The sequence below is a fragment of the Syntrophomonas curvata genome (assembly GCF_052976825.1).
In genome coordinates this window covers 1,126,782-1,146,729 of the sequence record NZ_CM129641.1, presented here as the reverse complement: position 1 = coordinate 1,146,729, position 19,948 = coordinate 1,126,782, and the positions used below count along the sequence as shown (strand labels likewise).

Below are 19,948 nucleotides of genomic sequence, written 5' to 3'. Positions count from 1 at the left end.
TTTCACCATTTCTCTCTCGTTTTGACCGCATCGGGATCAGTACCCAGGTAACGGTCGTCTTTCCAGTAGCCCCACTGTTGTACACCGTTCGGCCATACATAGCAGCCTTCGCCGTTCAAGCGGTCCCGTTTGAATTCACCCGCATAGTACGAGCCGTCAGGCCAGTGATATACTCCCACACCTTCAAAAACCAGACTCTTGAACTCTCCCCGGTACCATTCACCACTGGGAAAATAATAACTGCCCTGTCCGGTTGCAGCGCCTTTTTCCATCTGCCCTTCGTAGTATTCACCGTTGGGCCAGCGGATGGCACCCATGCCGGATGCTTCGTCTTCTTTGAATCCGCCCTCGTAAAATGTACCATTGGGCCAGACTAATTTGCCCTTACCATCACGCTGATTGTTTTTGAAATCGCCTTCATACTTTTCTCCGGCAGGCCATTTCATTATGCCTTTGCCCTGCATCATGTGTTCCTTGAACTCGCCTTCGTAACACTCTCCGGTAGGAAAACGCAGGCAGCCTTTGCCGTTGAACATATTGTTTATCCAGGAGCCCTTATACCAGACGCCATTTGTGAAGAACAAGGTTCCTTGACCGTCAGCCTTGCCCAATACCAGGTTGCCGAGGTAATAGCTGCTGTCCGGCCAGTTAATATCTCCAAGAGAGGCGCGGGTGGCAGTCAGGGGAACATGGGTTTGCTGTTTTAACAGGTCCTTAATTTCTTTACTGACATCCCGCATGGCTTCATATTTTAATGTAGACTCTTCCCATCTGACACTTTCACCGTTGGTTTCCAACTGGTCTTCCTTTGGCATGGCCCTATCCTGTTCCAGTACACCCTCCAGAAGAATCTTAAGGGTATGAACTTCCATAGCTGCTCCCTTAATACCAGGATAGCGTACACTATATGCTATCTGCTGATTTTTACCGTCTCCTTTGGTAAGGGTATTTAAAATAAGATTATCTCCTGGTATGGGCAAACTCTGTTCCCATAAAACCCGACCATACTCATTAATTCTTATCACTCGTACATCCTTTTTATCAGGGGAGTAGCATGCCAGAACAACCCCCCCCTGCCCATCTATGTCTTCTCCACGCAGTTTACGGCTGTCTTTGAATGCATCCGGCACGGGGAGCAGCGCCATCGGCATCTGTTCCCCCGGGCCACCCAGGCGGCGTTCCTTTACCCCGTCCCCGACACGCTCATAGCCCGGCCAGCTGTCTATACGCCCATATTTATTCACATAGATAAGATAAACATCCTGGTCGCCATGACTGCTTACTGTATTACCGGCAACCAGAAATCCTATAACTTCGTCATTATTGATATTTACCATCACCCCAACGGTAATCCCTCGTTCGTCGTCCTTACCACCGTAGTTCCTGCTCCACTCCACTTCTCCATATGCGTCCAGACGAACCAGGTATAAATCCTGTTTGCCGTTGGTATTGCTGTCGGTATAACCGGTAAGGATATAGCCATCGTTATATCCTTCTTTGTCTAATACCTGAACGATTTGACTGGCCCCTTGATTGCCTGAATCAGGATATGTTTTTTCCCATCGGGCAGAGCTTTTTGCTTTACCAGTCCATAGTCCCGATTTGTCCATTTTAATAATTCGGATATCCCGGCTGTCTTCCCCAGTAGTTCCCGCTATCACAAACCCATCGTCATTGGTGCCGGCAATGGTATTCACCGTCTTAACAGGCAGTTCCCTCTGCCATACTACTTCTCCGTTGCTTCCGATCTGCAAAACCCGAATTATATTTCGTCCCGATTGCTGGCTGTCGACTGCGATTACAAAGCCGCCCTTCTGCATATGCATAAGCTGCAGCGTGTCCTGGCCCTTTAGGTTGTACACCTTATTCCATAACTCTTTACCGTCCTTATCCAGCTTTTGCGCTCTTATGTCACGATCACCAGATATTATGTCCTGCTTGTAGGACATAAATATATAACCATCCTCAGTGGGGTATATACAGCGATTAACATCAGTTGTATTAAAATCAATCATTTGTTTATTATAAAAGGGCAGGAAGGTAGATGCGGGCAAATCTCTAGCCAGAGCAAGCGTTACTGAGCCTGCGATTATTACTGTAATCACAAAAACAGCAGCAATGATCTCAAGAATTCTCCAGGGCTTTTTCAATATTCCTGCCATCTATACCTCCCCCTTTATATTTTGAGCATCGTTTGCCGGTTTATTTCCGGTATCGGCATCCTCAGCCCGGGCAGCTTTATCCCGGCCGGCATAATAAGCGTTAATTGTGATTTTCATTTCAAAGCTGTCCGGCATGAAACTTTCTGCCACCGGTCTTTCAGCTTCAGTTGCGCTTTCTTTTTCTTCCGCCGCTTCAAACTTGATTCTTTGCAATTTGGCCTCCGGAATATCCGGAGGGGCTATGTAGTAAGCCGGAGGTCTCTCATCTATCGCCTCTGTTTCCTGGGTCTCGGCCTTAACCGCATTAAAAGAAACATCTTCTACGCTGATTAGTCGCTCCGCTTTCTCCAGCTCGTTCAGGAAATTTAACAGTTGCGTTATTCGACCTTTGGTCCCGATATTGAACACCAGGACCTGGACTCCGGTTTTATCCGGTTTTTCCGCCCCCTTATAATCGATTGCCGCAAAAGGCAGACTATGTTCGGCAGTAGTTTCATCCAGCACGGTTAACAGTGAAATCATTTCGTCGTCGGCAGGTAAACGCTTGTTCAGGTCGGCTAACTTATCCTCGATCGGCCCGAGCTTAGCCGGAACTTTTCTGACTTTGGCCTGCAGATTTTCTTTTTCCATCTGCAATTGCCGGTTGCCGGCAGTAATAGTCCGGATCTCCTTGTTAATCGGTAAATATAACAGACGGTAAAAACCAAATCCTATCAGAATTACGATAAGAAATACTAATAATGCCTGGTCCCGTTGTGATAAACTCACTATTCCGCCTCCCCCCAAACCAAAGTTATATTAAAATTCACTTCCCCGGTTTTAGTATTATATTTGGAGGATACGCTTTTTACCTCTTTAACAAAATTCAACTCTCTTAGCTGTTCCAGATACTTAATAAATTTTACCTGGCTTTTACAATAAGCCGACATGGTAAAATCATTATCGGACGTGACATCCATTTTCCCGATAGTGACATCGGGGATGCTCAACAGGTAAATCTCCTTGAGATATTTCGATTTCACTTTCACCCGTTTTTCCAGAGCCTCTACCATAGTCCTGTGAGCATTAAACTTGTCAGAGTATTTGCTGCCGCTATCGGTGGAAACTGCCGACCTGTTCAGCTTGTCTATTTGCCGCTGCAGTTGCTGATTTTCAGCTTTCAGCGCCTGCAGCTTTTGATTCTGCATCCACCAGGTTCCCCCCAGGGCACCCACAAACAGCAAGGCTGCCAGACCCAGTATCCCCATAAACCGGATATTGCTTTTCCTTTCCAATTTTTCTTCCTGCTGATAGCGCAGCAGGTTTATCCTGGGCTCTTTGTTAACCCTCACTGTTTATGCTCCCCCCTCAAAGCTAATCCCAATGCTATGGGATAATCAAAGCACAGGTCGTTTTTCTGTTGTTCACTTATATTTTGGGGAAGCTTGAGATTCCGGTCAATTTTCCCCAGTTGAACCGGTATATTCAGTTCTCTGCCCAGCAGTTCATCGATGCCGTTTAAGCGGGCACATCCTCCGCAAAGCAGTATGCTGGCTATTTTATCCTCCTTATTCTGCAAACGGAAATAATCAAGCGAGCGCACCAGTTCATCAATCAGATTGCGCAATAGGGTCCTGCACTCAGGTTCCTCCGCACTCAGGTCTTCCAGCCGCCGTTCGCCCTGAGCAACCTGGGGAATCTGCAGGAAAAAAGCCGAGCAGCCAAAAGCGATGGAGCGGAGAAAAACGGGATTATGGTCCTGAAATATCGATAAATAACTGCGTTGGGCGCCAATATTTACGATACCGTAAACTTTGTCATTGCAGGTTTGCGGATAATAGAGGCTTTTTAAAGCTAAGGGCTCGATCTCCAGTATGGTTAGCTTCAGCCCGGCTATGCGGCAGGTTTGAACCAGATTTTCCGCCTGGGTTTTACGGGCGGCCACAAAAAAGACTTCCGCCATCCTGCCCTCAGGTTCGTCAAATTGGCGTACCGGATAAATGTCAGCTGTAATATCATCTATACTGATGGGCAGAAAACCAGTGGACTGGTACAGCGCGGCCGTTCTCATTTCATCCATATGCATAGCCGGCAGGGTCAGGAGGCGGGTATAAACCTGCTGTCCCGATAGGGCGGATATAACCCTGCTGCCCTTAAGTTTTAGCTGCTCCACCAGTTTTCCCAGCTCCTGTCCGACCTCCCCGGGATTATTAATCAGACCGTTTTCCACCATACCGGTCGGGGTAGCGATATGGCCGAAAATTTTAACCGTACCGGTATTTCCATGCCGCTGCATTCCCGCCAGTTTTATAAATTTGCTGCCGATATCCAAACCTACCGACATCCTGCCGATAAACAATTGGTATCCCCCCAGTACTAATATATACGGCCCCAATAAAATGCTTATTAGCTTAAACCAAAACTCACTTTGCCCGTTTCGCCTTAACCGAAAAAGCCGTATCTTTATAAAAACCCCAGGTACCAAGAAGCGATAGCATCAGCAAATAAAAAAGCTGTATAAGCTGACGCAGCCAGGAACGGTCCAAATTTTACCGGAGTCTTGCGCCCGGTTTTTTCGACCGTCATAATGATCAAGCCAAATATTGCTCCGGAAAAGGAAGCCAGCAGCAGCGTAACCGCCGAACCGGTCAGACCGGTAAAAGCCCCGATTACTGCCGCCAGTTTCACATCTCCGCCCCCCATGCCGCCGTTGGAAATGAAGGCAACGGCAAGCATCAATCCGCCGAAAGCCAGGGTTCCGTATAACGCCGGTAGGAATGCCAGGGTCCGGAAGGACAGAACTAATCCCATAACGATAGCCGGATAAGTCAGGCGGTTGGGGATAATACCATGGTCGATATCGATAAAGGCCGCAGCCAAAAGTATTACGGCGAAAACCCACCCTGCTGCCGTTACCGTACTCAGGCCCCAGCGCAGGTAGACTCCGATAAAGAGCAATGCGCAAAGCGCTTCCACCAGCGGATAGCGCGGGCTGATTTTTCCCTGACAGTGCCGGCAATGTCCCCGCAAAAATAAATAACTGAATACCGGCACCAGGTCCACCGCCCTTAACTGCTCCCGGCAGCGCGGACAGCGGCTGGGAGGGGACACAATCGATTCCCCCGCCGGCATACGGGCAATTATGACATTGGTAAAAGAACCGAACAGGAGGCCTGCCGTAATTACGATAATATATGCGTATATATCCAACGGTACCCCCCCCTTTGATTCGGATTATCGGTAAGGGGCAAGGAGTTAGGGGTATCTTTCTCTCCCAATGTTTACTCCTTGCCTCTTGGGCTGTGCTCGGTGAGTATCATTATGACAAATCAGCAATGCGCTGTTAGTAGGCGAAAGAGGAACCGTCCCCTTGACACTTATAAAACAATTCAAGAAGGCAAGAGAATTGTCGACATCCTCCCTTCATAACATTTTGCACTATGTTTCCTACAGGTATCACTATGGTAAGATCTTGAGCCAGAAGTTGTCAAAGTAACCGTTCCCCGTCAACTTGTTTTTATGGCCATGCAACAGCAGTTCCACCGCCAATCGCGGTTATGGTAGCAGCTTTTGTTGGGTTAGCAGTTAGAACCCCATCCGTTACTGTGTAAGTTCCAGGCTTGGTCGGCCATTCCCTAATATAGTTGGGTATAAGAACTCCCACACCAGCTTGAGTCACATCTATAGTTGACAAAGCTGCAGTATCGTTTGCTGCTTTATAGGATTCAATAGCTCCTTCGATTGTTCTTATGTTAGCCAGATGAGCATTTAGTTTAGCCTTCTCTGATACATTGTTATAGATGGGTACCGCAATGGCCACCAGAACACCGATAATAACAACAACCACCATCAACTCTACCAGGGTGAATCCTTTTTGATTATTAGTACTCTGCATTTTACTGCGCAGTTTCATTAACATTCGTTACCCCCCTTTACCGACTAAAATTCTTCAGCTGTTTTTCTCCCACCGATTAGGGTTTTAAGATTATGCATCCCCCTCCTTTAAAGGCTTCTCTGGCAACAGAACTACAGTATATTTATCTACAGCGCGCTCTGCGCCGCACTGCCTCTAGCTCATGGCGCCGATAATATTAAAGACCGGTAAATAGGTGGCAATTATAATGGACCCGATAATGGCCGCTACAAAAATAATCATGGCCGGTTCCATGGATTTCAGCATGGCCTCGATGGCAAAAGTCACTTCATTGTCGTAAAAGGATGACATCCTTTCCAGCATGTCATCCAAAGCACCGGTTTCCTCTCCTACCGCTATCATCTGGGTAACCATAGGTTCAAATACTCCGGTAGCCGCCAGGGGAGCGGCAATGGTTTGCCCTTCGCGGATGCTGTCCCGGGCTTTACCTATGGCATCGCTGACAACCCGGTTGCCGACTACGCCTTTAAGTACCTCCAGGGCTTCCAGGATGGGAACGCCTGATTTTATCAGGGTGCCCAGGATACGGGTAAAGCGGGATACGGCAATACGGTTCACGGCTTTGCCGATGATGGGCAGATTAAGATAGAGACGATCGAAGAACATCCGCCCCAGCGGTTGCCGGCCAATCCATTTGAGTCCCACCGCCAGTACGATGATACCAATCAGCAACAAATACCAGTAGTCACGGATAAAATAGCTGATGTTCATAAAGAACTGGGTAAAAGCGGGCAGTTCGGCTCCGGAGGAGGAAAACTGTTCGATAAAGACAGGCATGACAAAGGTGAGAATAAAAATTACCACCAGCAGGGCCACACATAATACCATGATGGGGTAGATAGAGGCCGATTTGATTTTGGCGTTTATTTCCCGGTCGCGCTCCAGGGTATCGGCCAGGCGGCTAAGTATGGTATCCAGCGCGCCGCCGGTTTCACCCGCTTTTACCATGCTGACATACATGGGCGAGAAAATCTTGGGGTGATGTTCCATACATTCATTCAAGGCCAGGCCGCCTTCCAGGCTGGTGCTGATATCCCCCACCGCCCGGCGCAGCATCGGGTTCTTGGTCTGCTCCTCCAGTATCTGAAAGCTCCTGACAATCGGCAGTCCGGCTCCCACCATGGTCGATAGCTGACGCGTAAACAGCGACAAGTCGTTAATCTTGACACTTTCAAACAAGGTTATATTCAGGGACGCCTTTTGCTCCTTTTCCTTATTTTTATCTTCCTTTAACTCTACAATGGTATAATTTTGGCGCAGCAGGGATTCGACGACCCAATTACGGTCATCCGCCTCCAGGGTTCCCTTGACAAAGACCCCGGCAGCATCCCGGGCCCGGTAGGAAAATATCATGCGCTCCCCCCCCCCTGATAATCTATTGGTTAGGATTGATAGTGCGCTTCCTCACTTCCTCGGTACTGATCAATCCCCGGTCCAAAAAGGATTTAAGGGATTTTTCCATGGTTATCATACCCAGCGCAGAACCGGTCTGCATTACCGTATGCAGTTGAAAAGCCTTATTGTCGCGAATCAGATTGCGCACAGCCGAGTTAGCTATTAGCACTTCACAGGCTAATACCCGGCCGCTTCCGTCTGCCCGGGGTATTAACTGCTGAGAGATAATGCCCAGCAGGGTGTTGGCTAATTGAATCCTGATCTGATCCTGCTGATGAGGAGGAAAAACATCTATAATCCGTTCCACCGTTTGAATAGCAGTCGAAGCGTGCAGGGTGGCCATCACCAGATGGCCGGTTTCTGCTGCCGTCATGGCTATGGCTATGGTATCCAGATCGCGCATTTCTCCTACCAGGATTACATCCGGATCCTGACGCAAGGCAGCCCGCAATCCCTGGGCAAAGCTGGAGCAATCGGTGCCGATTTCCCGCTGATTGATAAGACAGGTTCCATGCCGGTGCAGGTATTCAATCGGGTCTTCCAGGGTTATGATATTGCCGCTGACCGTTTGATTAATCAATTGAATCATGGCGGCCAGGGAAGTCGATTTGCCGCTTCCGGTCGGTCCGGTAACCAGAATCAGCCCGCTGCCTTTTAACGGCAGTTCTTTACATACCGACGGCAGGCCCAGGGATTCTATACCGGGAACGTTCATCGGTATCAGACGAATGGCAATGGCATAGGAGCCCCGCTGCAGGTATACATTTGCTCGAAAGCGTCCTACTTCAGGCAAAGACATGGAAAAATCAGCATGCCCCTGTTCATCAATTTGACGAAGTATTTTCTCGTCAGACATCAATTCCCGACCGAATTTATAGGTGTCAGCCGGACTCAGATTAGGGTAATCCTCCAAACTGACAAGCTTCCCGTTTATGCGAAAGGTAGGCGGACGCGCCACGGTGAGATGGATATCGGAAGCCCCCCGTTCCGCCCCCATTTTGGCAAGATCAATAAAATTTAAGATCTCAAACTTAGCCACCTAATAGTACCCCTTTCATTACTTCCTGCAGAGAGGACATGCCTTCGTAAGCCTTATAAATGCCATCTTTGATAATAGTTGTCATGCCCTCGCTGACGGCGATCTCTTCCAGCTGGTCTTCCGACTGAATTTTATTGTTAATAGCTTTACGTATTTCCGGTCCCACTACCAGGACCTCATGCAGCGCCATACGGCCAGAATAACCTGACTGCCGGCACAAATTACAGCCAACCGGGGCAAAGAACTGTTTTCCCGCGTAGTCTGGCATTTTAAGCTGGACAGCCGTTTCCTCATCTAATTTATAGGGCCGACGGCAGTTTTTACATAAGCGGCGAATCAAGCGCTGCGATACTACCCCTGCCAGCGAGGAAGATAGCAGATAATTTTCAATCCCCATGTTTACCATGCGGGCAATCGTACCGGCAGCACTGTTGGTATGGAGAGTGGAGAAGAACAAATGGCCGGTTAAGGCTGCTCTTACGCCCAATTCCGCAGTTTCTCCGTCGCGCATTTCCCCTACCATGATAATATCCGGATCCTGCCGCAGAATGGAGCGTAGTCCGGCTGGAAACGTAAGTCCGGCCTTGGTATTAATCTGCACCTGGGTGATACCAGGCAGACTGTATTCCACCGGGTCTTCCAGGGTAACAATGTTGCGATCGGAATTATTCAACTCGTTCAGCACGCTGTACAGGGCAGTAGTTTTACCTGATCCGGTAGGCCCGGTAACAATCACCATACCATGCGGTCTTCTGATCAACGACTCGATTCTTTGTTTATTGGCCAAACTAAAACCCAGTTTTTCCAATGACATAATCGCATTGGTACGGTCCAGTATGCGTAAAACTATTTTCTCTCCATGAATGGAGGGCAGAGTGGAAATGCGAAAATCAATCTCCCGGCCGTCTATTATTAAACGGGTACGGCCGTCCTGAGGAACTCTTTTTTCGGAGATATCCAGATTAGCCATGATTTTGATACGGGATACGGTAGCCGGAAAAGATTTCTTAGGTAATGCGACTACTTCCCATAAATCACCGTCAATACGGAAACGAACCCGCACGTCATGCTCCAGCGGTTCGATATGTATATCAGAAGCCCCACCCTGCACTGCCTGCTTCAGCAAAGAATTAACCATACGGATTACTGGCGCGTCATCAGCCAATTCCATTCCTGAAGATTCCGCTTCGACCGCCGCACCATAATTATATTGGCTGAGCTCACCCAGCAGCTTTTCCATCTTGCTGTCTATCTGCAAAGCAGTATACTGCTGAATAGCAGACTCCATTTCCCTTTCCGAAGCCATAACCGGCACTACATCCAGTCCGGTCACAATGCGCACATCATCTATAGCCTGAAAATTAAGCGGGTCTGCCATAATCAGGGTCATACGCCCCTGATTTACGGACAAGGGCAGAATACGATATTTGCTGATCATGGTTGCGGGCAGCAGTTTCACTGTTTCCGGGTTAATATCCATACGGTTAATCTGCACCCGGGGAATTCCCAGGGTAAATTCCAGAACTTCCAAGAGTTGATCATCAGTAATAACTCCACGTCTGACCAGGATCCTGCCCAGCTTGTCTCCGCTGTCCCGCTGTTCATCAAGGGCGGCTGCAAGCTGTTCGCTGCTTATAATACCAAGCTCGGTGAGCATTTCCCCCATCATTTTTCGCTGAATAGCCATTCCCTTCTCCCCATCAGATATAGCTACCCACTATCACCATATGCGCAATAGTCTGAATAATTTCCCTTAAGTCAATAGATTTATTATACTATAGTCCCGGTTAGTGTCAATCATATTATGGTTATATTGGTTATTTTATCTATTCTATGCAATAAATTGTATATCCTTTTGGAACCCGGCAATATTAATTTGAATTTTTGATTATATGATAATTTCTTCCTATACTTTATAATCTTAAGCAGATGCATTATATGCGGTATTGGCAAAAGGAGAAGGTTTGATATGCCCGATTACAGTGTCCTCCGCTATTATTATTATCTGGATGATGAAGCTGATAAACTTAAGGGGCTGCCGGCAACGTTGCAGAACCATTTATCCCTCAAACTATATAATCCGCGTGATTATAATGAAGCGCTTACGCAAGGGGTATATTATGAGCTGGAAACAGCCAATGTTAAAGTTCTGATAATAGGCCTAAATTATAATGATTCAGACTGGCAAACCAACCTCTCATTGCTGGCCTCCTGTGAAGAGAAGGCTGGCATCGGCGGTGATAATTTAGTGGGTACAGCCAGCGTGCTTTGCGGGTACGGTGATGAGTGGGAAACGCTGTTAGAGGCGGCGGCACGGAACATAGCTGTAAAAGAGCTGATAGCAGCGGAAATTGACCGCGGGCGGATAGCCCGGGTATTCGATAGCCGGGCTAAGGGAGAGACCTTTTATATTTGTCGCCTGGATGAATACACCGCCTTGAACCAGCGCTTTCTGCTGGAAGGCCTGCCTCAGCTTCAAGCCCGGGTGATCAGGCTGCAGATGATCATTTCCCTTTTACGTGACCGTCACCAGACTATTGTCAGGGAAAAGGAGGATTTAGACCGTAAGCTCTCCCAGATACTTCATACCCACCTGGTTACCGAAAAAAGCTGCCTGGAAGAATCCATAGGGTTGGAAAACCAGATTGACGAGCTTTCCGGTTCTTACGGAATGATAGCAGGAGATTATGCCCTGTTAAGTGAGGATTGTAAAAAGATTAATTCCCTCCTTAGGGAACTCAACCAGCAGTTTCGCGTGCAGCCAGGCCTGAAAATGGATGCTGAGGTTTACAATAGATTTATCCAACCTTACGAGACTCGCCGGACGGAAATGCTTGAAAGCCTGGAGGAGCTGCGGGTGTCCCGGGAAAATCACCGGGCTGCCATTGAAGTTGTTCGCAGCAAAATCGATATCCTTAATAGCCGGGCCAATATTGCCACCCAAGAACAAATCAAGGAACTAATGGAAGTAAACACCCAGATACAGAAGCAAAGCCTGGTCTTTCAATACGCCGCCGGTTTAATTGAGTTTATCGTGCTGGCTTATTACAGCCACAGCCTCTGGTCCCATCTGGCTCATAACGCTTATTTGGCTATCCCCGGCTGGATTCAGTTTCTGGCAGTCATGATTTTTTCCGGCAATACCGTTTATTGCACTCACCTGATGGCTGAATATCTCCAGGGCGAAACCCATGTACGCAAAAAGCTATGGTTTACAGGCCTTTCTCTGTTGCTTATCTTCATAGTGATAGTCATTGGTACATTATTTACAGGCAAGAGCCCGGCGCATTAGTCGTGCCGGGCTCTTAGCGTCAATTTAACACTCTCTTGGCAGCGCGCACCTTAAGGCACACGCCCAAAGGGCGCAAACGAGCGACCGGGGGGAGTATGGGCAACTCCCCCCCTTTTATCTTTGCTGCAAACGATTACCAATATAATTTATACAATACTTGCAATAAAGCACTCTGCCTTTCTAATCCATCAGCTTTATAGCCTTTAACCTCTCCGACAGCCTCTTATGATGGCTCTCTTCCTCCCGGGCAATTTGCTCGAACATTAACCTGGTTTCGGGGTCGTCAGCCTGTTTAGTGAGCTCCCTGTACCTGTCCCGGGCTTTCAGTTCCTCTTTTATCGCCAGCTCCAGGGCTTCCTTGACGTTCAACGCTGTTCCCTCCCCTTAAGTTTATTATTCATTATAAATCTATAAGGCCAATTTGAACATAGTAATGCTTGGGAAGCGACAGCGGAACGGTATCCGCTGACATCGTCCCTACTATCCACCGTATGTGAATTTTTACTGTTTCAATGACCCATAATACAATTAGACCTTTATGATCGGGGTGTTTAACGCTGAATGAAGCTCTGGTAGTAGTGGTAAGAAGCTTGATCGGGTTTTTTACCTTGTTGATATTCGCCCGTATGCTGGGGAAACAGCAGATCAGCCAGTTAACTTTCTTTGATTATGTACTGGGAATCACTATAGGTTCGATAGCATCCAGCCTCTCGGTTGACCTTACCAGCAGAGCCTGGCCCCACTGGATAGGGCTGGCTACCTGGACCGCTGCGGTATTTGCGCTGCAATTTATTTCATTCAAAGATAAGCGGGCATACCGCTATCTGGCCGGTGAACCGGCGATAATCATGATTAACGGGCAAATCATGGAGGATACTATGCGCAAACTTCGCTATACCACCTCCGACCTGCTGGAACAGCTCCGGGATAAAGATGTTTTTGACCTTAACCGGGTCGGTTTTGCGGTACTGGAGACCAACGGGAAGCTATCAGTACTGCTCAAGCCCGAATATCAGCCGGTTACTCCCAGCGATTTGAATATCGCCAGCAGTAACGGGGGTCTTAGCAACGAATTGATTTTTAACGGCATGGTAATTGAAGAAAACCTGGCCAAGGCCGGGGTTGACCGCATCTGGCTGGAGCAACAGCTGCGTTCCCAGGGCATAAGCAGCAGTGACGATGTATTCTTGGCTGTTTACGACGCTAACAGCGGGAATTTATATATCGACAGATATAACGACAATCTTTCTTGAGGAGAACACAGGATGAAAAGGAAAGAATATTATGCAGTCATTGCACTGCTGTTTGCAGTGTTTGTTTTCATCATGAACGGGGGCGACCTGTTCAAAAAGCCGTTGGGATCCCAGGACGATTTTGCGCTTTATATGGATAAGGTGCGGGAAAATATCACCACCGACGAATGGGAACAGGCTGTAAGCAATAATGAAAAATTAAGCCGGGCCTGGAAAAGGATAGTTCCCCGCATCCAATTCAGCGTGGAAAAGGATGAAATAAATGCGATTAATGTCAGCCTGGCCCGCCTGAAAGGAACTATAGCCAATCGGGATCCGAAACCGTCTCTGGTAGAGTTATGTGAAATCCGCGAACACTGGGATAACCTCAATCGTTAGGCTCTTGCTTGTAAATTGCGCATACCGGAGGTTCCCCGGCATCAAGATAAGAATCCCCTGTCAACCGCCAAATTTCACAGCCTGGCAATCAGACTGAGCCTTTGCTATAGCTTTCAGTATCTTTTCCTTGCTGCAATCGTCTCTGATGGTAAAAGCACCTATACCTGCGGGAAGGATCAATCTTAATCTGCCGTTTACTACCTTTTTGTCATTTAGCATCGCCTGATAAACCTCTTCGGGATTAAGTTCGGGAAAAACTATGGGGATTCCGGTTTTACGGTAAAGCTCTTTGATCCGGCTGGCCTCCTCCTCCGGCAGAAGGCCTTCATCCCATGCCAGATAAATAGCCGCCATCGTACCCATAGCCACCGCTTCGCCGTGGCGATAGCTGCCGTAGCCGGTCAATTGCTCAATGGCATGGCCGAAGGTATGCCCCAAATTAAGTACTGCCCGCCAGCCTTCCTCTTTCTCATCCGCAGCCACAATTTCACTCTTGATGCGGCAGGAGTTATAAATTATATAAGCCAGACAATCCTTGTTCCGGGCCGCGATTTGCTCCACCTGTTCTTCCAGGTAGGCAAAAAATGATTCGTCATTTACGATGCCGTATTTAAAGACCTCCCCCAGACCGCTGTAATAATCCCTTTTCTCCAAAGTGCTGAGGGTATCCGTATCTATGACCACCAGCCGGGGCTGATGAAAAGCGCCGATCAGGTTCTTGCCCCGGGGGTGGTTAACTGCCACTTTCCCCCCTACGCTGCTGTCCACCTGGGCCAGCAGGGTGGTGGGAAACTGCACAAAATCTATTCCCCGCTGGTAAATAGCGGCTGCGAACCCGGCCAGGTCGCCAACCACTCCCCCCCCCAGAGCTGCTACCGTGCTGCCCCGTTCCAGTCCGCAAGCAAATCCTTCATCCAGAATCTTAAGTGCTTCATCCATATTTTTATACGCTTCTCCATCCGGCATCAGGGCTACATGCACGGTAAAACCGGCCTTTTCCAGAGAATCAAGGGCCTTTTGGCCGTAGAGGGAATAAACGGTAGGATTGCTGACCAGCATAACTTTATTGTTTCTGCTTATGCCGCGCAATAACGCGCCGGCATCATTCAGCAAGCCCGAAGCGATTTTTATGAAATAACTGCGTTCGTTCAAGCTGACCTCAAGTTCCTGCATTAATATATCTCACACTCCAACTCAGTTTAATAGGTAAGAGGTTAGCGGCCGGATTATTTCCACCTTGCTTCTGACGCCTCACCTCTCACTGTTTTTCAATAACCCAATTATCTCATTACTCACCTGTTCCGGGCTTTTGTGACTGGTATTCACCTGGTAGCGCGCCTGCGCGTAAAAGCTCTCCCGAGCCTTCAGCATGTCTTCTATGTCTTCCAGGCGCAAATCCTTTTTAAGCAGGGGACGGGTACCCCTGCGCCGGCTTACCCGCTCAAATATCTCCTGAGCGCCGGCTTGAAGGCATATTAAAATCCCGTTCCGGCGGAGGACGTCAATGTTTTCCTGCTCCAGCACCACTCCCCCTCCGGTGGCAATCACCAGTCCGCTCTGGCATGCAAGTTTGCCGGAAAGCAGCTTTTCCTCTGAACGAAATCTAATCTCGCCATGGAGCTTAAAAATGTTGCTGACACTAAGCCCGGTTATGCGTTCGATTTCCTTATCCATATCTACAAATTGCCTTTTTAGTTTTTGGGCCAACTTCATTCCCACCGAGCTTTTGCCGGTACCCATGAAGCCAATCAGAACTATATTTTTTTCCATTTCCACACCTTATCTAAATATTCCCGATAATTTTTGTACGCCTGCTCCGCCTGTTCCATACTTTCCCCCGCAAATTGCTCCCGGCAGGCCCGCGCCAGCACAAAGGCCAGCATGGCTTCAGCTACTACCGCCGCCGCCGGAACCGCACATACATCGGAGCGCTCCACCTGAGCCCTCTCTTCCTGCCAGGTGGCAGTATTAACACTCAGCAAAGGTTTATATAAAGTAGGTATCGGTTTCATATAGGCCCTGGCCCATATAGTCTCTCCGTTGCTGATGCCGCCTTCGATCCCTCCAGCCCGGTTGCTGGTTCGGTACAGCCCCTTATCCCTGCGGTAAGCTATCTCATCATGAACCCCGGAGCCAGGGCTGGCAGCATTAGCTATACCATCGCCTATCTCCACCGCCTTGATGGCCGGGATACTTACCAAAGCCGCAGCAATCTGGCCATCAAGTTTATATTCCCAGCCCACATGGCTGCCCAGCCCAGGAGGAACCGAAACGGCCCCCACTTCGAAACTGCCTCCCAGCGATTCTCCCTCGCCTTTGGCCTGCTCAATCGCCCTTATCATTTCGGCTTCACTTTTTTTATCTGCACAACGTACCGGTGATTCCTCAACCAAGGCATAGAATTGACTCAATTTTTCCTTGTTTTGGTTCTGTACTTCAGCCTTGATTGAACCGATCGAGGTAACCTGACTGTATATAAATATGCCAAAATGCTTCAGGAATGCTTTAAAAAATGCCCCTGCCGCTACCCGGGAGGCAGTTTCCCGGGCACTCGCTCTTTCCAATACGTTGCGCATATCCTGGTGCTGGTACTTCATTGCTCCGGGCAAATCGGCATGTCCCGGGCGAGGCCTCGTTACCGCCCGACTATCAACACACCGGCAGTCACCACTATTCATAATCTCCTGCCAGTTCTCGTAATCGCGGTTACGGATTAAAAAACTGATGGGACTGCCCAAGGTCTTCCGGTCTCTCACCCCGGCGAAAATTTCCACCTTATCGGTTTCAATCCGCATCCGTTCCCCGCGCCCATACCCCTTCTGCCGCCGGGCCAGTTCACGGTTAATAAGTTCTTCATCAATCTGCAGACCCGCCGGCAGACCTTCTATAATACCAATCAAGCCCTTGCCGTGGGACTCCCCCGAAGTTGAAAATCTCAGCATTCCCCACCATCCTACTTCTTTTTTATGTAACCACCCTGAAAGTACTTGGGTTCCATTAAAACGATAAAGGCATCGGGGGCTTGGTTAGCTATTTTATCTGCCACCGCACCGGCCATATTCCTTTTCACAATGATACTAAGTACCAATTTGGGACCCATTTTGCCACTGGCTTCCCAGCAGGTTACGGCCAAGCCCTCTTCCCGAAGCTCTTCAACCAGTTTTAACTGATCCCGGTCTATGGTAACCTGAATACCCCGATAGCCCAGCGCCAGTTTTTCTTCAATCACGCTTCCTACCAAAATACCCAGGGCAAAACCGGAACAGAAGACCAGTAATTTTACCGGGTCGCTTAGAGCCTGAACCACCATACCCAGAGCTACAGTGTAGACCAGAATCTCAAAAAAACCGATTATGGCCGCAGGTATTTTATCGCCTCTTATAACCAGTATCATGCGGATAGTACCCAGAGAAACATCAATTACCCTGGCAAAAAAAATAAAAAGCAATTGCAGTATCATTTGTCCTCTCCATTTCTAAAGTGCTTTACTTATTCCACTATTCTTACCCTACCGGCACCAACGTTTACTTTAATCTCTATTTTTTTATCATACTTGTTCTTCAAAGTTACCGTACCAGCACCAGTCGGAGCACCCGAAGGCGTAAAACCGCAGGCAGGGATTCTCCCCACCTCCTTAAAGTTAGTAGTGCCCTCAAATCTAATACCCGGGCTAAGCGTATAGGTGGTGCTGCCCATTTCGTACTGGTGCTGATAGATTTTGAGCATTACCAACTGATTATGCCCGGTAGTGATGGCCTCCTGGCGGGCGGAACGTAAAACCCAGGCTAATTGACGGGCATCAGTCCTGAGCTTGTAGCTTTCTATTATCCGGTCAAAGCGAGGTAAAGTTATGGCTGCCAGTATTGCCACCAGCGCCAGAACCATTAAAAGCTCGAACTGGGTAAAACCCCGTTCACTCCAACTCATGGCGCAGCACCTCTTTCATCTGCTGTACCGGCGGTTTAATTCCCAGCCATATTTCCAGGCTGAGGGCAGCCTGGTGAACAAACATAGGAAGGCCGCTAACTGTTTTCAGGCCCCGGGCCTTTCCCATAGACAGAAACTTTGTATTCAGGGGATTATAGATTATATCACAGACCACCGTTCCCGGCTGCAGCATATCCATGGCCGCTACCGGCGATTGATCAATATGAGGGTGCATGCCTACCGGAGAACAGTTGATGATGATATTGCTTGCTGCAGCCAGTTCGGCAAATTTGTCTTTATTCGCGCCATGAGCAGCCAGGGCAACGCCGTCGGACACAGCCAGCGATGCCGCCAGAGCCTCCGCCTTTTCCAGGTTAACATCCATAAAGTCAAGCCGGGTTACCCCTGCACTGCCCAGAGCCCAGGCCAGAGATCGAGCCGCTCCACCGGCACCGATGAGCAGGGTCGATCCCCGAACAGCAACCCCTTCTTCCCGCAGGGCTGCTATAAATCCGGCTCCATCGGTGTTATGCCCCCGCAGTCGGCCCCCTTCATTGCTGATGACATTTACTGCTCCGCAAGCCTCCGCTTCGGGAGAAATGTCATCCAGATAGGTTATAACCTCTTCCTTGTAGGGTATGGTCACATTGACACCGCAAAAATCAAGGCTGCGAATAGCATCCACCGCTCCTTTTATTCCACCGGCCGGAATGGCGAAGGGGAGGTACACATAATTAAGCCCCATCATTTGCAGGGTATAATTATGCAGTAGAGGTGACAGGCTATGTGCCACCGGATTTCCGAATAAACCCAGGCACCGGGTGTTAGCATCTACAGGCATTTAACCAGCCCCTTACCATTTTACGCGAAGCCGGGGAAGCCGGTTCGCTCCTGATTATTCAGACAGCGTTATATAAACTGCATTCGCGATTGTTAAAATTATGGCACTTGATAGTAAGCCTGGCAAGTCGGCAACAGTTATATCCGCGGGAAATTCCCCGATTTTATCTTACTCTGCAACCGGCGTAAAACAAAGAACTCCATGCCCCTGGATATCTTCGTTCCCATAAATTCTTTCCGGGCTATCGGTTTTACCAGTATGGTAAATAAACCCGAACGGTTGCCCCCCAGTACATCCGTAAATATCTGGTCGCCTATCACTGCGGTCTCACGGGCAGCGACGCCCATGAGCTTCAGGGCCCGGCGGTAACCTCCTCGGCGTGGCTTTTGGGCCCGGTGTACGTAAGGAATGTCCAGGCTCTTGGCTACGGCAACGATTCTTTGCTCACCATTATTGGAAAGTATGCAGGCTTTAAAACCCTCCTGCTTGATCAGACCAAACCACCGACTTACTTCTTCGCGGACTTCATTGCTGTTCCATTCGGTGACCGTGTTATCCAAATCCAGTATGAAGGCTCTGATTTTTAATTCCCGCAATCGCTCAAGGGGTATGCCGAGAATGGAATCAACATATAACCGGGGATACAGCAAGCTAAACATCACTCACCTCAGCAGTTTTTCCCGCAGCATGGCCGCCGATATTTCCGGGGCTACCGGGTTCATATAAAAACCGGTGGCAAACTCCACCCCGGCCGTCACTATGAGGCGGGGCGCTATTTCCATATACCAGTGGTAACCGCCTCCGATATCCTGGTTAACAGGTGCGGTATTTATCACCATATTATAAGAGGGATCGTTCAGACAATCAAGCATGGCAGGCATAAAAGCCTTCATTATGGCAGCCAGATCATCCAATTCCTCATCGTTTATATCGGCAAAATGCTCGGTATGGCGTCGGGGAATAATCCAGGTCTCATAGGAAAAACGGGAAGCATAGGGACAAACCAGGAGAAAATGCTGGCTCTCATACACCAGCCGTTGCCGGCTCCTTATTTCCTCCTCCAGTATCGTACATAACAGGCATTTGCCTTCCTGCTCATAGTACTTGCTTAAACCCCGGTTTTCGGGGGGTACGTCGGGGAGAGCCAGTATCTGGCTATGGCTGTGTTCCAGTGAAGCTCCGGCGAAAAGGCCCCGGTTCTTGTAAATCTGTATATACTTAACCCGCCGATCTGCAGCTAACTGAAGGTAGCGTTGCTGCAGCATGAGATAAATCTGTTTGATTCTATCTGCCGGCAGTTGGCTGAAGTCAACCCCATGCTGCGGAGTTTCCACCACAACCTCATGCTGTCCCAGTCCGTTGCAGCTTTGAAAAATCCCGTTCCGCTTTAGCTCCAGTTCCCCTTCCAGTTTAAAGGCGGAAAATTTGTTGGGTATAGTGCGTACGGTCCAGCCCGGTGTATCCGGAAGGCTATTATCATCCCTGAAGGCGGCAATTTCATCGGTAGTATAAGACTCGTTGCCCTCGCAGAAAGGACAGACCTGCTGCCCGCTTACCCGGGCTTTTTCCCAGCCCTTATTAATAGGAAAATCATTGGGCTTCAAGGCCCGGTCAGTAGCAATTATGACCCAATTATCCCTTACCAAATCCCTGCGTAGTTCGGCTGCCAATTCTCCCTGCCCCCTTTAGCTATAGAGATCCTTATTTAATATAATACACCACCTGATGTTAATTTTTCTTCAGAAAAC

At 48.8% G+C, this 19,948-nt stretch carries 21 protein-coding genes; 3 read left to right on the top strand and 18 right to left on the bottom strand.

The window, feature by feature from the left end; translation table 11 throughout:
- Nucleotides 1-2: 2 nt before the first annotated feature.
- From ACU70B_RS04975 to ACU70B_RS04935, 9 genes are all read right to left on the bottom strand, one after another.
- Nucleotides 3-2,162 carry an MORN repeat-containing protein gene (locus tag ACU70B_RS04975; protein ID WP_447185242.1) on the bottom strand — a complete coding sequence of 720 codons (2,160 nt, stop codon included), beginning with the start codon at nucleotides 2,160-2,162 and terminating at the stop codon, nucleotides 3-5.
- The gene (locus tag ACU70B_RS04970; RefSeq protein WP_447185241.1) at nucleotides 2,163-2,930 is read right to left on the bottom strand and encodes a type 4a pilus biogenesis protein PilO; all 768 of its coding nucleotides are present in this window, start codon (nucleotides 2,928-2,930) and stop codon (nucleotides 2,163-2,165) included.
- Nucleotides 2,930-3,493, bottom strand: coding sequence for a PilN domain-containing protein (locus tag ACU70B_RS04965; RefSeq protein ID WP_447185240.1), 564 nt, complete (start codon nucleotides 3,491-3,493; stop codon nucleotides 2,930-2,932). Before ACU70B_RS04965 ends, ACU70B_RS04970 begins: the two co-directional genes overlap by 1 nt.
- Entirely contained in the window at nucleotides 3,490-4,500 is a 1,011-nt protein-coding gene (pilM, locus tag ACU70B_RS04960; RefSeq protein ID WP_447185239.1) for a type IV pilus biogenesis protein PilM, read from the bottom strand. The genes ACU70B_RS04965 and pilM overlap by 4 nt, the downstream gene beginning before the upstream one ends.
- A gap of 104 nt (nucleotides 4,501-4,604) precedes the next feature.
- Nucleotides 4,605-5,351 carry a prepilin peptidase gene (locus ACU70B_RS04955; RefSeq protein ID WP_447185238.1) on the bottom strand — a complete coding sequence of 249 codons (747 nt, stop codon included), beginning with the start codon at nucleotides 5,349-5,351 and terminating at the stop codon, nucleotides 4,605-4,607.
- A 307-nt stretch (nucleotides 5,352-5,658) separates the two neighbouring features.
- Complete coding sequence (locus ACU70B_RS04950) at nucleotides 5,659-6,060, bottom strand: prepilin-type N-terminal cleavage/methylation domain-containing protein (RefSeq protein ID WP_447185237.1); 402 nt, start codon at nucleotides 6,058-6,060, stop codon at nucleotides 5,659-5,661.
- Between the two features lie 150 nt (nucleotides 6,061-6,210).
- Nucleotides 6,211-7,428, bottom strand: coding sequence for a type II secretion system F family protein (locus ACU70B_RS04945; RefSeq protein ID WP_447185236.1), 1,218 nt, complete (start codon nucleotides 7,426-7,428; stop codon nucleotides 6,211-6,213).
- A gap of 22 nt (nucleotides 7,429-7,450) precedes the next feature.
- Nucleotides 7,451-8,467, bottom strand: a complete 1,017-nt coding sequence (locus ACU70B_RS04940) for a type IV pilus twitching motility protein PilT (protein WP_447185709.1) — start codon at nucleotides 8,465-8,467, stop codon at nucleotides 7,451-7,453.
- A 34-nt stretch (nucleotides 8,468-8,501) separates the two neighbouring features.
- The gene (locus ACU70B_RS04935) at nucleotides 8,502-10,196 is read right to left on the bottom strand and encodes a GspE/PulE family protein (RefSeq protein WP_447185235.1); all 1,695 of its coding nucleotides are present in this window, start codon (nucleotides 10,194-10,196) and stop codon (nucleotides 8,502-8,504) included.
- A 282-nt stretch (nucleotides 10,197-10,478) separates the two neighbouring features.
- Here ACU70B_RS04935 and ACU70B_RS04930 point away from each other — a divergent pair, with 282 nt between their 5' ends.
- The gene (locus ACU70B_RS04930; protein ID WP_447185234.1) at nucleotides 10,479-11,801 is read left to right on the top strand and encodes a hypothetical protein; all 1,323 of its coding nucleotides are present in this window, start codon (nucleotides 10,479-10,481) and stop codon (nucleotides 11,799-11,801) included.
- Nucleotides 11,802-11,981: 180 nt separating this feature from the next.
- Here the strand turns inward: ACU70B_RS04930 and ACU70B_RS04925 are convergent, their stop codons facing one another.
- Nucleotides 11,982-12,170 (bottom strand): ferritin family protein, encoded by a 189-nt coding sequence (locus ACU70B_RS04925; protein ID WP_447185233.1) that lies wholly within the window; start codon nucleotides 12,168-12,170, stop codon nucleotides 11,982-11,984.
- Nucleotides 12,171-12,358: 188 nt separating this feature from the next.
- On the opposite strand from ACU70B_RS04925, the gene ACU70B_RS04920 reads away from it, so the two are divergent.
- The gene (locus ACU70B_RS04920) at nucleotides 12,359-13,054 is read left to right on the top strand and encodes a YetF domain-containing protein (RefSeq protein WP_447185708.1); all 696 of its coding nucleotides are present in this window, start codon (nucleotides 12,359-12,361) and stop codon (nucleotides 13,052-13,054) included.
- Between the two features lie 12 nt (nucleotides 13,055-13,066).
- Nucleotides 13,067-13,432 carry a DUF4363 family protein gene (locus tag ACU70B_RS04915; RefSeq protein ID WP_447185232.1) on the top strand — a complete coding sequence of 122 codons (366 nt, stop codon included), beginning with the start codon at nucleotides 13,067-13,069 and terminating at the stop codon, nucleotides 13,430-13,432.
- Between the two features lie 60 nt (nucleotides 13,433-13,492).
- Here the strand turns inward: ACU70B_RS04915 and aroB are convergent, their stop codons facing one another.
- The 8 genes from aroB to galT form a co-directional block, all read right to left on the bottom strand.
- Nucleotides 13,493-14,605: a 3-dehydroquinate synthase gene (aroB, locus tag ACU70B_RS04910; RefSeq protein ID WP_447185231.1), complete on the bottom strand. Its 1,113-nt coding sequence runs from the start codon at nucleotides 14,603-14,605 to the stop codon at nucleotides 13,493-13,495.
- A 78-nt stretch (nucleotides 14,606-14,683) separates the two neighbouring features.
- Nucleotides 14,684-15,202, bottom strand: coding sequence for a shikimate kinase (locus ACU70B_RS04905; RefSeq protein ID WP_447185230.1), 519 nt, complete (start codon nucleotides 15,200-15,202; stop codon nucleotides 14,684-14,686).
- Nucleotides 15,187-16,374 (bottom strand): chorismate synthase, encoded by a 1,188-nt coding sequence (gene aroC, locus ACU70B_RS04900; RefSeq protein WP_447185229.1) that lies wholly within the window; start codon nucleotides 16,372-16,374, stop codon nucleotides 15,187-15,189. The genes ACU70B_RS04905 and aroC overlap by 16 nt, the downstream gene beginning before the upstream one ends.
- A gap of 11 nt (nucleotides 16,375-16,385) precedes the next feature.
- Nucleotides 16,386-16,892 carry a DUF2179 domain-containing protein gene (locus ACU70B_RS04895; RefSeq protein WP_447185228.1) on the bottom strand — a complete coding sequence of 169 codons (507 nt, stop codon included), beginning with the start codon at nucleotides 16,890-16,892 and terminating at the stop codon, nucleotides 16,386-16,388.
- 29 nt (nucleotides 16,893-16,921) lie between these two features.
- Nucleotides 16,922-17,359 carry a GspH/FimT family pseudopilin gene (locus ACU70B_RS04890; RefSeq protein ID WP_447185227.1) on the bottom strand — a complete coding sequence of 146 codons (438 nt, stop codon included), beginning with the start codon at nucleotides 17,357-17,359 and terminating at the stop codon, nucleotides 16,922-16,924.
- Nucleotides 17,346-18,200, bottom strand: a complete 855-nt coding sequence (locus ACU70B_RS04885; protein WP_447185226.1) for a shikimate dehydrogenase — start codon at nucleotides 18,198-18,200, stop codon at nucleotides 17,346-17,348. The genes ACU70B_RS04890 and ACU70B_RS04885 overlap by 14 nt, the downstream gene beginning before the upstream one ends.
- A gap of 137 nt (nucleotides 18,201-18,337) precedes the next feature.
- Entirely contained in the window at nucleotides 18,338-18,859 is a 522-nt protein-coding gene (locus ACU70B_RS04880; RefSeq protein ID WP_447185225.1) for a YqeG family HAD IIIA-type phosphatase, read from the bottom strand.
- A 3-nt stretch (nucleotides 18,860-18,862) separates the two neighbouring features.
- Nucleotides 18,863-19,870: a galactose-1-phosphate uridylyltransferase gene (galT, locus tag ACU70B_RS04875; RefSeq protein WP_447185224.1), complete on the bottom strand. Its 1,008-nt coding sequence runs from the start codon at nucleotides 19,868-19,870 to the stop codon at nucleotides 18,863-18,865.
- Between the last annotated feature and the right edge of the window lie 78 nt (nucleotides 19,871-19,948).